Source organism: Rhodococcus wratislaviensis (assembly GCF_900455735.1).
Lineage (GTDB): Bacteria > Actinomycetota > Actinomycetes > Mycobacteriales > Mycobacteriaceae > Rhodococcus_F > Rhodococcus_F wratislaviensis.
This window is the reverse complement of the sequence record NZ_UAUI01000001.1, coordinates 1,109,721-1,122,221: the sequence shown is the minus strand read 5'-3', so window position 1 is coordinate 1,122,221 and position 12,501 is coordinate 1,109,721. Positions and strand designations below refer to the sequence as shown.

10 protein-coding genes and 1 tRNA gene are annotated in these 12,501 nt (G+C 69.2%); 9 read left to right on the top strand and 2 right to left on the bottom strand.

Annotation, left to right across the window (positions count from 1 at the left end; all coding sequences use genetic code 11):
- Nucleotide 1 precedes the first annotated feature (1 nt).
- Genes DTA22_RS05135 through DTA22_RS05100 form a run of 8 tightly spaced genes read left to right on the top strand, consistent with a single transcriptional unit; the run spans nucleotide 2 to nucleotide 8,407 of the window.
- Complete coding sequence (locus DTA22_RS05135; protein WP_037238827.1) at nucleotides 2-784, top strand: SDR family oxidoreductase; 783 nt, start codon at nucleotides 2-4, stop codon at nucleotides 782-784.
- The gene (locus tag DTA22_RS05130; RefSeq protein ID WP_037238830.1) at nucleotides 777-1,811 is read left to right on the top strand and encodes a phosphotransferase family protein; all 1,035 of its coding nucleotides are present in this window, start codon (nucleotides 777-779) and stop codon (nucleotides 1,809-1,811) included. Before DTA22_RS05135 ends, DTA22_RS05130 begins: the two co-directional genes overlap by 8 nt.
- A 10-nt stretch (nucleotides 1,812-1,821) precedes the next feature.
- Nucleotides 1,822-2,583: a 3-oxoacyl-ACP reductase FabG gene (fabG, locus tag DTA22_RS05125; protein WP_112298656.1), complete on the top strand. Its 762-nt coding sequence runs from the start codon at nucleotides 1,822-1,824 to the stop codon at nucleotides 2,581-2,583.
- A gap of 5 nt (nucleotides 2,584-2,588) precedes the next feature.
- Nucleotides 2,589-3,779 carry an acyl-CoA dehydrogenase family protein gene (locus DTA22_RS05120; protein WP_112298655.1) on the top strand — a complete coding sequence of 397 codons (1,191 nt, stop codon included), beginning with the start codon at nucleotides 2,589-2,591 and terminating at the stop codon, nucleotides 3,777-3,779.
- A complete protein-coding gene (locus DTA22_RS05115; protein WP_112298654.1) occupies nucleotides 3,776-4,876 on the top strand; it encodes an acyl-CoA dehydrogenase family protein in 1,101 nt (366 codons plus the stop codon). The genes DTA22_RS05120 and DTA22_RS05115 overlap by 4 nt, the downstream gene beginning before the upstream one ends.
- 35 nt (nucleotides 4,877-4,911) lie before the next feature.
- On the top strand, nucleotides 4,912-5,895 hold the full coding sequence (locus DTA22_RS05110) for an NADPH:quinone oxidoreductase family protein (protein ID WP_112298653.1): 984 nt from the start codon (nucleotides 4,912-4,914) through the stop codon (nucleotides 5,893-5,895).
- Between the two features lie 11 nt (nucleotides 5,896-5,906).
- Nucleotides 5,907-6,695, top strand: coding sequence for a RhlG family 3-oxoacyl-ACP reductase (locus tag DTA22_RS05105; protein WP_112298652.1), 789 nt, complete (start codon nucleotides 5,907-5,909; stop codon nucleotides 6,693-6,695).
- A gap of 53 nt (nucleotides 6,696-6,748) precedes the next feature.
- Entirely contained in the window at nucleotides 6,749-8,407 is a 1,659-nt protein-coding gene (locus DTA22_RS05100) for an AMP-binding protein (RefSeq protein WP_112298651.1), read from the top strand.
- A 72-nt stretch (nucleotides 8,408-8,479) separates the two neighbouring features.
- On the opposite strand, the gene DTA22_RS05095 is transcribed toward DTA22_RS05100, so the two are convergent.
- A complete protein-coding gene (locus DTA22_RS05095; protein ID WP_160118492.1) occupies nucleotides 8,480-9,640 on the bottom strand; it encodes a N(5)-(carboxyethyl)ornithine synthase in 1,161 nt (386 codons plus the stop codon).
- Between the two features lie 211 nt (nucleotides 9,641-9,851).
- A tRNA-Arg gene (locus DTA22_RS05090) sits at nucleotides 9,852-9,927 on the bottom strand.
- Between the two features lie 166 nt (nucleotides 9,928-10,093).
- On the opposite strand from DTA22_RS05090, the gene DTA22_RS05085 reads away from it, so the two are divergent.
- The gene (locus DTA22_RS05085; RefSeq protein WP_112298649.1) at nucleotides 10,094-12,496 is read left to right on the top strand and encodes a phosphoketolase family protein; all 2,403 of its coding nucleotides are present in this window, start codon (nucleotides 10,094-10,096) and stop codon (nucleotides 12,494-12,496) included.
- The last annotated feature ends 5 nt before the right edge of the window (nucleotides 12,497-12,501 follow it).

Genomic DNA, 12,501 nt, shown 5'->3' with positions numbered 1-12,501 from the left:
CATGGCCGGACTCGACCTCACCGGACGCACCGCGATCGTCACCGGCGCCTCGCGGGGCATCGGCCTGGCCGTCGCCCAGGCCATCGCGGCCGCGGGTGGCAACGTGGTGCTCACCTCGCGGTCCCAGGAATCGGCCGACGCCGCCGCGGCCCAGGTCGGGGGCACCGCGATCGGAGTCGCCGCCCACGCCGTCGACGAAGAGGCCGCCCGGCGCTGCGTCGACGTCACCCTCGAGCGTTTCGGCAGCCTGGACATCCTGGTCAACAATGCGGGAACGAACCCTTCGTTCGGGCCGATCATCGACCAGGACCACGCGCGATTCGCCAAGACCTTCGACGTGAACCTGTGGGCGCCGGTGCTGTGGACGGGACTCGCCACGAAGGCGTGGATGGGTGAGCACGGCGGAGCCGTGGTCAACACCGCCTCCATCGGCGGCATGGCGTTCGAGGCGAACATCGGCCTGTACAACGCGTCCAAAGCCGCCCTGATCCACGTCACCAAGCAACTGGCACTGGAACTCTCACCGAAGGTGCGGGTCAACGCCGTCGCCCCGGGTGTGGTGCGGACCAAGCTCGCCGAGGCGCTCTGGAAGGAACACGAGCAGGCCGTGTCGGCGTCCACGGCGATGGGGCGGATCGGCGAACCCGAGGACATCGCGTCCGCGGTCGCGTTCCTCGTCTCCGACGCCGCGAGCTGGATCACCGGCGAGACCATGGTGATCGACGGCGGTCAACTGCTCGGCGACGCCGTCCCGTTCCGGCAGGGGGCCCAGCTCGGTGTCTAGCGTGGACGTCGTCGGCATCGACACCGAGGCCGTGGGCCGCTGGTTCGGCACGCTCGGCATCGACAGTGCCGGACCGTTGACCTTCGACCGGATCGGCCTCGGCCAGTCGAACCTCACCTACCTGGTCCAGGACCGGGCGGGTGGCAGATGGGTGCTCCGGCGCCCACCCCTCGGACACCTGCTGGCGTCGGCCCACGACGTCGCCCGCGAGGCGCGGATCCTCTCTGCCCTCGAGGACACCGCGGTGCCCACCCCTCGGGTCTTCGGGCTCACCGACGACCCGGGGGTGACCGAGGTACCGCTGCTCCTGATGGAGTTCGTCGACGGCCAGGTCGTCGACCGCATGTCGATCGCGGAGTCCCTGACCCCGGAACGTCGCCGGGCGATCGGTCTGTCGCTGCCGCGAACGCTGGCGAAGATCCACGCGGTGGACCTCGACCGGACCGGGTTGACCGACCTGGCCAGCCACAAGCCGTACGCGCAACGTCAGCTCAAACGGTGGTCGGGTCAATGGGAGAAATCGAAGACCCGCGAGCTGCCCGCCCTCGACGACCTGACACGGCGGCTCGCCGCCTCGGTCCCGGAGCAGCGGGAACTGACACTGGTGCACGGCGACTTCCACCTGCGCAATGTCATCACGTCCCACGAGACCGGGGAGGTGACCGCGGCCCTGGACTGGGAGTTGTGCACCCTCGGCGACCCGCTCGCCGACGTCGGCAGCCTGCTCGCGTACTGGCCGGAGCCGGGCGAGACCACCGGCGGCGACTTCCCGGCGTCCACCCTCGACGGTTTCCCGGACCGGGTGGAGATCGCCGGGGTGTACCTCGACGAAACCGGGCGCGACCCGCAAGCCCTGGCGTTCTGGCACGTCCTCGGCTTGTGGAAGGTCGCGGTCATCGCGGAGGGTGTCATGCGCCGTGCACGGGACGAACCGCAGAACAAGGCGGCGGCCGGCACCCCGACCGTCGAGCGCATCGACGACCTCGTGGCCAAGGCGTGCGACATCGCCGCCCGGGCCGGAATCTGATCGAACGACGATGGAGAACTTCATGAAGAGAACGGCAATCGTCACCGGCGCGGCACGGGGCATCGGTGCCGCGGTGGCGAAGAAACTGGCGAGCGACGGGTATGCGGTGGCCGTGCTCGACCTCGACGAGTCCGCCTGCGCGGCAACCGTCGACGCCATCGAGTCGACCGGGGGCCGGGCACTCGCCGTGGGCGCGAACGTCGCCGACGAGGCGTCGGTGACTGCGGCAGTCGAGCGGGTGGCGAACGAACTCGGTGCCCCGACGATCCTGATCAACAACGCCGGAATCACCCGCGACAACCTGCTGTTCAAGATGACCGTCGACGACTGGGACGCGGTCATGAACGTGCACCTGCGCGGTGCGTTCCTGATGTCGCGGGCCGTGCAGCAGCACATGGTCGACGCCGGGTTCGGGCGCATCGTGAACCTGTCCAGCACCTCGGCGCTCGGTAACCGCGGGCAGGTCAACTACTCGGCCGCCAAGGCCGGCATGCAGGGCTTCACCAAGACACTCGCCATAGAACTGGGCAAGTTCGGTGTCACCGCGAACGCGATCGCCCCCGGCTTCATCGAGACCGAGATGACCGCCGCCACCGCCGAGCGGGTGGGTGTCGGCTTCGAGGACTTCAAGAAGGCGGCGGCGTCGCAGATCCCGGTGAACCGCGTCGGGCAGCCCGAGGACATCGCCAACACGGCGTCGTTCCTGGCGAGTGAGGGAGCCGGATTCGTGTCCGGGCAAGTGATCTACGTGGCCGGCGGACCGAAGGACTGAGGAACATGACCACTGACGAACAGGCGATCGTACGCGAGCTCGGCGATCGCGTCGCGACCCTCGTCGAACGGAACGACCTGTCGGACCCGGCCGGGTTCCTCGGAGCCCGATTCGACGCCGGCCTCGCGTGGGTCCACTTCCCGCCGGGTCGCGGCGGGCTCGGTCTGCCGCAGAGCTTCCAGGCGCAGGTCGACGCCGAACTCGCCGCCGCCGGAGCGCCCGGTCCGGCGAAGGGCCGCAACGGGATCGGATTGGGCATGGCCGCGCCGACCATCGCCGCGTTCGGCACCGAGGAACAGCAGCAGAAGTACCTGCGGCCGATCTTCACCAGCGAGCACATCTACTGCCAGTTGTTCAGCGAACCGGGGGCGGGCTCCGACCTGGCCGCGGTCGCGACGCGAGCCGTCCGTGAGGGTGACGGCTGGACGGTCAACGGGCAGAAGGTGTGGACGTCGGGGGCGCAGAACGCGCAGATGGCGATCCTCGTGGCCCGGACGGATCCGACGGTGCCCAAGCACGCCGGGCTCACCTACTTCCTGTGCGACATGAGCGATCCCGGTATCGACGTCCGGCCGTTGCGGCAGATCACCGGTGAGGCCGAGTTCAACGAAGTGTTCCTCACCGACGTCCACATTCCCGATACCGATCGGCTCGGTGACGAGGGGCAGGGCTGGCGGGTGGCCACCGCGACCCTCAACAACGAGCGCGTCGCGATCGGCGGTTCCGCGGCCGCCCGCGAGAGCGGCATGATCGGACCGGTGGCCCAGGCCTGGCGCGAGCAACCCGAACTCCGCGACCCCGCGATGCACGACGAACTGCTCCGGCTGTGGGTCGAAGCGGAGGTCGCCCGGCTGACCGGGGAACGCCTGCGGCAGCAACTCGAGGCCGGGCAACCCGGCCCGGAGGGATCCGGCCTGAAGCTGGCCTTCGCCCGGCTCGCGCAGACCATTTCGGGTTTCGACATCGAACTCCACGGCGAGGCCGGGCTGCGGTACGACGACTGGACCATGCGCCGACCCGACAAGGTCGACTTCACCGGCCGTGAACCCGGCTACCGGTACCTGCGCGCGAAAGGCAACTCGATCGAGGGCGGCACGTCCGAGATCCTGCGCAACGTCATCGCAGAACGCGTCCTCGGCCTCCCGCCGGAGCACCGCGTCGACAAGGACATCGCCTGGAAGGACCTGCCCCGATGAGCACCGCAGATCTGCTGTACTCCGACACGGAAGACGCCCTGCGCGACTCCGTCCGCCGCCTCCTCGCGGACCGCTGCCCACCGGAACTGGTGGTCGGGGCGTACGACCGGGCACCCGCCGACTTCTCCGGTGTGTGGAAATCCCTCGCCGTCGAACTCGGACTGGCGGGCCTGCTCGTCCCCGAGGACCTGGGCGGCGCCGGCGCCGGCGCACGTGAGGCCGGAGTGGTCATGGAGGAGATCGGACGTGCCGTCGCGCCCGTCCCGTACCTTTCCAGCGCCGTGCTCGCGACGGTCGCCCTGCTGAAGGCGGGAGACACAGGAACGGTCGGCGCACTCGCCGACGGGACGACCACCGGTGCACTCACGGTCGGGCTCGCGACCGCACCGGGGCGGTTCACCCCGACCGTGCGCCGGGCGGGCGACGCCCTGACCGGCACCGTGACCAGTGTCGCGGGCGTCTCGGAGGCCGACATCCTGATCGTGCCCGTGGAGGGTCCCGGTGGACTCGAACTGCACACGGTGCCCGCCGGCACCGCGGGCGTCACGGTCACGCCCGTGCTCGCGCTCGACATGACCCGGCCGCTGTCGGATGTCGTGTTCGACGCCGCCGCGTCCACCCGCATCGACGACGGCAACGCCGCGGCGGCGGTCCGTGAGGCCCTCGTCGTCGGTGCCGCACTTCTCGCCTCCGAGCAACTCGGACTCGCGCAGTGGTGCTTCGAGACGACCCTGGCGTACGTCAAGGAGCGAACCCAGTTCGGCCGCGCCGTCGGCTCGTTCCAGGCGATCAAGCACCGCCTCGCCGACCTGTGGCTCGAGGTCACCTCCGCGGCCGCCGCCGCCCGCTACGCCGCGGACACCGCAGCCCGGGGCGACGCGGACGCCGAGGTCGCCGCTGCCGTCGCGCAGGCGTACTGCAGCGACGTCGCCGTCCACGCCGCCGAGGAGTGCGTCCAATTACACGGCGGGATCGGTATGACGTGGGAATACCCCGCACACCTGTATCTGAAGAGGGCAAAGAGCGATCAGCTCGCGTTCGGCACCGCCTACCGTCACCGTGCGCGCCTGGCCGACCTGATCGACCTGCCCGCGTAACCCGAGCTCCATCACCGACAGTCAGGAAGCAATCCATGAAGGCATGGCGTGTCCACGAACTCGGCGAGCCGCGCACCGCGCTGCAACTCGAGGAGGTCCCGGACCCGACGGCAGGCCCCGGCCAGGTGCTGGTGAAGGTTCTCGCCGCACCGGCGAACTTCCCCGACGTGCTGCTGTGCCGCGGCGAGTACCAGATCAAGCCGCCGCTGCCGTTCACACCCGGAGTCGAGCTGTGCGGCGAAGTGGTGGCGGCCGGGGACGGCGTGACCCGCTTCGCCGTCGGCGACCGGGTGATCGGCAACCCCAACCTGCCCGGCGGCGGATTCGCCCAGCTGGCCGTGATGGACGAGGCCAACACGTTCGCCGCCCCGTCCACGCTCGACGACGCCGAGGCGTCGGCGTTGAGCATCGGCTACCAGACGAGCTGGTTCGCACTGCACCGGCGCACCCAGCTGAAGCCGGGGGAGACGCTGCTCGTCCATGCCGCCGCGGGCGGAGTGGGCAGCGCCGCAGTGCAATTGGGCAAGGCTGCCGGAGCGAAGGTGATCGGCGTCGTCGGAGGCGCCGACAAGGTCGAGTACTGCCGCCGGCTGGGGGCGGATCTGGTGATCGACCGGCACACCGACGATTTCGTTCCGCTGGTCAAGGAATTCACCGGCGGACACGGCGCGGACGTCGTCTACGACCCGGTCGGCGGCGACGCCTACGCGAAGTCCACCAAGTGCATCGCTTTCGAAGGCCGGATCCTGATCATCGGCTTCGCAGGCGGCACCATCCCGACACCCGGCCTCAATCACGCCCTGATCAAGAACTACTCGATCATCGGACTGCACTGGGGTCTGTACAAGCAGTACAACCAGCAGGCGATCGCCGACTGCCACCAGGAGCTGACCCGCCTCGCCGACTCCGGTGCGATCAAACCGCTCATCAGCGAGCGGCTCTCGCTCGCGGACGTGGCCGACGGCATCGGCCGGCTCGGTGACGGCAGCACCGTCGGCCGCCTCGTCTTCCAACCCTGAAGGGAACGCACATGGACATGGGTTCACTGTTCGACGTCGCGGGCAAGACCGTGGTGGTCACCGGAGGTTCGCGGGGAATCGGCCGGATGATCGCGCAGGGATTCGTCGAGGCCGGGGCGACCGTGATCATCTCCGCCCGCAAGGCCGAGGCGTGCGAGAAGGCCGCGGCCGAACTGTCCGCGACCGGGCCGGGGACGTGTCACGCACACCCCGCCGACCTGTCCACCGACGAAGGGATCGAGAGCCTCGTGGCGCGGGTCGCCGAGGTATCGCCCCGGCTGGACGTCCTGGTGAACAACGCCGGAGCGACGTGGGGTGCGCCGGTCGACGATTTCCCCGCAGCCGGTTTCGACAAGATCTTCGACATCAACGTCAAGGGCGTGTTCATGCTCACGCAGGCGTTGCTGCCGAGTCTGCGGGCCGCGGCGACGGACGATGACCCCGCCCGGGTGATCAACATCGGATCGATCGACGGACTCGTGGTGTCGGGTAGCGAGAACTTCTCGTACGGGGCGAGCAAGGCCGCGGTCCACATGCTCACCCGCAAGCTCGCAGCGACGCTGGCCGCCGAGCGGATCACCGTCAATGCCATTGCCCCCGGACCGTTTCCGAGCAAGATGATGGCATTCATCCTCGACGACCCGGAGCGCAAGGATGCGGTCGAGGGATCGGTGCCGCTCGGCCGGGTCGGCACACCGGAAGATGTCGCGGGCACCGCCATCTTCCTCTCCTCGCGTGCCGGGGCCTACCTCACCGGCACCGTCGTTCCCGTCGACGGCGGGATCTCGGGAACACGCTGAACAACACGTCAGACAGTCGGGACACCGAACGAGCGAGAGGCGGTACGGCGGCGATGAGCTGGTACGACGACAGGCCCTGGATGGACCGGTACGACGAGAGCACGCGTTCCGTAGGGGAGATTCCCGCGCGGACAGCGCTCGACATGTTCTCGGCCGCGGTCGAATCCGCCCCGGACGGGCCGGCCATCCGCTACCTCGGCGGCACCCTCGACTACCGCGAGGTCGACGAACTCAGCGACGGTGTGGCCGCCTACCTCGCGGAGAACGGGTTCGCGAAGGGCAACCGGCTCGCGATCTACCTGCAGAACATCCCGCAGTTCGTGCTGGCGTTGCTCGGCACGTGGAAGGCGGGCGGTGTCGTCGTCCCGCTGAACCCGATGTACCGGGACGAGCTCTCCCACATCCTCACCGACGCCGGAGTCACCGCGATCGTGTGCAGCGAGAACGCATGGGCCGATCGGGTGGCGGAGCGGGCAGCCGCCGCGGGTGTGCGGATCGCGCTGACCGCGAGTGAACTCGACATCCAGACGTCGGACGACGCACGGGTGTTCGGGGGAGTGACCCGGGCGCGCGCCGAGGGCGTGCCGGACGTGCTCGAGGTGGCCCGGGCGCGCGCGGGCGCCGACGTGCCCGATCCCGGTCTGGTCCCCGACGACATCGCGCTCGTGTCCTACACGTCCGGAACGAGTGGAGTCCCCAAGGGAGCGACCAACACCCACCGGAATCTCACCGTCAACGGTTCCATCCTGCGCCTGTACGAGAGCAAGCCCGCCGGTTCGCCGATCTTCGCGCTCGCACCGCTGTTCCACATCACGGGCATGGTGTGCCAGTTGCTCACCGCGATCGACCTGGCATCGCCGCTGATCCTCGCGTACCGCTTCGACGCAGGGGTCGTGCTCGACGCCCTCGAACGGGAGCGGCCGGTGTTCATGGTCGGCCCGTCCACCGCCTACATGGCGCTGATGGCCCACCCCGACTTCTCCGGTGAGCGCTTCGCCTCGCTGGAGGCCGTGATGTCCGGTGGCGCCCCGCTGCCCCCCGCCATCGTCGAACGGTTCCGGGAGCTGACCGGAAAGTACATCCGCAACGGCTACGGGCTCACCGAGACCAGCGCGCCGTGCGTCGTCGTCCCGCCGAACCTGGAGGCGCCGGTCGACCCGTCGTCGGGCACGCTGGCGATCGGCCTGCCCCTTCCCTCCGCCGTGATCCGGATCGTCGGCGAGGACGGGCACGACCTGGACGCCCTCGAGGTCGGGGAGATCGCCGTCGACGGGCCGATGGTCGTGCCCGCCTACTGGAACAAGCCGGACGCCACGGCACAGTCGCTGCCCGGCGGCAGGTTGCTCACCGGCGACGTGGGATTCATGGACGCCCAGGGCTGGGTGTACGTCGTCGATCGCAAGAAGGACATGATCAACGCGTCCGGGTTCAAGGTCTGGCCCCGCGAGGTCGAGGACGTGCTGTACCGGCACCCGGCGGTCCGGGAGGCCGCCGTCGTCGGCGAGCCGGACAGCTACCGCGGCGAGACCGTCGCCGCGTTCGTCAGCCTCCGGCCCGGGCAGACGGTCGAGACGGACGACCTCGTCGACTACTGCCGGGAGCGGCTGGCCAGCTACAAGGCCCCGAGGCGGGTCGTGATCGTCGACGATCTACCCAAGACGGCCAGCGGGAAGATCCTCCGACGCGAAATGCGCCGCAGCACCCCGGCCTGAACCCGCCACCGTCCCGGACGAACGGGACGCTCGTTCCGTCAGATCGAACGAGCGTCCCGTTCGTTCCGTCAATCAGGCGACGACCGGGTGCGGGTAGTCCGCCGCGCGGTGCTGGAACGACAGGATCCGGGGGTTCTGCACGACTCCGTCGCGGATCTCCACGGCCCGCCGGATCGTGTCGCTGCGGTCCCAGGCGGCGGGTCCGTCGAGGACCGTCCCCAGATGGGGGAGCAGGGCCTCGCTGATCTCCCAGGTCGCCGAATTCCACAAGTAGGACGGGCTGTGATCGACCGCGTAGTAGCGGACGTTCTCGCCGATCATGAACGTCGGATCGGCGAACGACGTGGGCCGGGCCCAGCTGAAGCCCATTCCCTCGTCGCAGGACACGTCGACGACGAGGCTGCCGGGCAGGAGGGTCTCGACGTCCGAGTCGATCAGGAATGTCAGCGGCGATTCCGTGTCCTGCAGGACGCAGTTGACGATGATGTCGTGCCGGGCGAGGAACCCGGCCAGCGGCACCCGGCCCTCGTCCGTCGTGACGTGGCTGCGGCGCGGATCGGCGTCGTCGTGATCGAACTGCACGATCTCCGCGGAGTGGATCGGGGAGCTCACCGCGGTGACCCCGCGCTGCGTGACGACGTGGACGTCGTGGATGCCCAGGGCGTTCAGCGCGGTCACGGCGCCGCGGGCGGTGGCACCGAAGCCGAGGACCACGGCGCGGAGGCGGCGGCCGTAGTCGCCGGTCGAACCCGCGATCGACAGGGCGTGCAACACCGAGCTGTATCCGGCGAGCTCGTTGTTCTTGTGGAAGACATGCAGCTGGAACGACCCCTCGACGCTCCAGTGGTTCATGGCCTCGAACGCGATCAACGTGAGGTGGCGATCGACGGCCACCTGGGTGAGCTCCGTGTCCTGGACGCAGTGCGGCCACCCCCACAGGATCTGGCCGTCACGCAGATCCGCCAGATCCTTCGCGAGAGGTTTGGGCAGCAGCAGGACGTCGGACTGCTCGATCAGCTGCTCCCGGGTGCGCAGACCGCCCACCGACAGGGCCAGCTGCTCGTCGGAGACACCGAACGGCTCGCCGTAGCCGTACTCGAGATGGATGCGGCCACGGAGATCGGGGTCGATCCGGTCGAAGTGGAGCGGATGGATCGGGAGCCGGCGTTCGTCGGGCTTACTCGAACGCGCGACGACGCCGAGGGTGAGTGGATGAGAGCGGTGTTGCTGCACAGGGGTGTCCCTTGGTCGACACTGCCGGAGAGAGTCTTCGGCAGAGAGTTGTTGCCGCGGAACCCGCATTGGAGGAGGCCAGCGTTCGATCGATGGGCGCGGCATCTGCCGGCGCGGCTGCAGCTCTCGACAAAGCCCGAGGAGATCACTCGGGGAAGACTGGTAGCACCAGAGAGAAAGGCTGCGCCGCGACAGGCGACGCAGTTTCTCGTGGTGCCCCCGGCAGGATTCGAACCTGCGACCTTTCGCTCCGGAGGCGAACGCTCTATCCCCTGAGCTACGGGGGCGCACCGGAAAACCGGTGTGCCGATTGGGCTGGCCAATGGTAGCGCATGGGTAGTGGGATCGACCAAATCGGTCCCCCTTCTTCGTGGACTCGCCCCGGTAGCGGCCCGAACACGCCTAGTGTCGGGAGGACGTGGACGCTCGCGAACTCTCGGGGAGGGGTCGAGGATGACCGATGGACGGCAGGTGGGGTCGAAGGACTCCGACGGGCACTATTCCGATTCCGACCTCGAGCTGGACCTGCGGTGGTGGGCGGCGGCCAACTACCTGACGGTCGCGCAGATCTACCTGCAGGACAACACGCTTCTGCGGGAGCCGCTGCGCCCCGAACACATCAAACCCCGGCTGCTCGGGCACTGGGGGACCAGCCCGGGTCTGTCGATGATCTACGCCCTGCTGAACCGTCTCATCCGCCGGACCGACACCGACTGTCTCTATGTGACGGGTCCCGGGCACGGTGGTCCCGCGCTCGTCGCCGCCACGTACCTGGAGGGGACGTACTCGGAGGTGTATCCGGGCGTGTCCCGCGATGCCGCGGGTATCCACCGGCTGTGCCGGCAGTTCTCGACGCCGGGTGGCATCCCGAGTCACGTCAGTGTGCAGACGCCGGGCAGCATCCACGAGGGCGGCGAGCTCGGCTACGCTCTCGCGCATGCCGCCGGGGCGGCGTTCGATCACCCGAATCTGTTGGTGGCATGCGTGATCGGAGATGGTGAGGCCGAGACGGGGCCCCTGTCCGGTTCGTGGAAACTCCCCGCCTTCCTCAACCCGGAACGCGACGGAGCGGTGCTGCCGATCCTGCACGTCAACGGAGCGAAGATCGCCGGGCCGACCGTCTACGGCCGCAGCAGCGACGCAGACGTCGAGGCGTTCCTCGGCGGTCAGGGGTGGGCGCCGACCGTCGTCTCCGGCGACGACCCGCGGCAGGTCTTCCCGGCGCTGCATCGAGCCCTCACCGAAGCGCACACCGCGACCTCCGACCTACAGCGGGAGGCACGGGCCGGCCGGCGTGGCGCCGCGAAGTGGCCGGCGATCGTCCTGCGGACCCCGAAGGGCTGGACCGGTCCGCGCACAGTCGACGGCGTGCTCGTCGAGGGCACCCACCGAGCCCATCAGGTTCCGCTGTCGGGCGTGCGGACCAACGAGGCGCACCTGCGTCAGCTGGAGGAGTGGATGCGGTCGTACGGCCCGGGCGAACTGTTCGACTCTGCCGGCGCACTCGTCCCGGACCTCGAGCGACTGGCGCCGCAGGGTGACAAGCGGATGGGTTCGTCGCCGTACGCGAACGGCGGCCGCCTGCGTGCGGATCTTCCCGTGCCGCCGCTGGAGAAGTACGCGCTCGCCATCGAGAAACCCGGCACCACCCACCACGAGACCACCCGGGTGCTCGGGGAACTGCTCCGCGACCTGTACGCCGCCACCACCACACCCGACGGCGGTGGATACTTCCGGCTGTTCTGCCCGGACGAAACGTCCAGCAACCGGTTGGGCGCCGTGTTCGACGTGACCGACCGCTGCTGGCAGCTGCCGGTCACCGACTACGACGACGGGCTGTCGGCCCGCGGCCGGGTGATGGAAGTGCTCAGCGAGCACCTCTGCGAGGGATGGCTCGAGGGGTATCTGCTGTCGGGGCGGCACGGGCTGTTCGCCAGCTACGAGGCGTTCGCGATGGTGAGCGTGTCGATGCTCGTCCAGCACACGAAGTGGCTGCAGCATGCGGTGGACCTGCCGTGGCGGGCGCCGGTGGCGTCGCTGAACGTCCTGCTGACCAGCACCTGCTGGCGCAACGATCACAACGGTTTCAGTCATCAGGGGCCGGGCATGATCGACGCCGTCATCCCGCTGGCGCCGGACGTCGTCCGGATCTGGCTGCCACCCGACTCGAACACCCTGCTGTCCATCTCCGACCACTGTCTCCGCAGCACCGACCACGTCAATCTCATCGTCGTCGACAAGCAGCCGCACCTGCAGTACCTGACCCTCGAGGACGCCCACGCGCACTGCGCCGCCGGGGCCTCGGTGTGGGAGTGGGCGGGGACGGAGGCCGCGGCGGGCGCCGACCCGGACGTCGTGCTCGCGGCCGCCGGGGACGTACCGACCCAGGAGATCCTCGCCGCGGCGCAGTTGCTGCGCGAACACACGCCGGACCTGGTCACCCGGGTGATCAACATCGTCGACCTCATGGGGTTGCTCACACCCACCGAGCACCCGCACGGATTCGACGCACGGATGTTCCTGGACCTGTTCACCGCGGACACGGACGTGGTGTTCGCGTTCCACGGATACTCGCGCGCCGTCCACGAGCTGATCCACGGGCGCCCTGCCCCGGACCGGTTCCATGTCCGCGGCTTCAGCGAACAGGGCACCACGACCACACCGTTCGACATGGTCGTGCTGAACAGGATGAGCCGCTATCACCTGGTCCTCGAGGCATTGCGACGTACGCGGAGAGAACCGGCCGGTGCCGTCGAACTGGCCGACTTCTGCCTCCGGCAACTCGAACGGCACGGCGAATACGTCGTCGCGCACCTCGAGGACATGCCCGAGGTGCGCGACTGGACGTGGTCGTGAAGCCG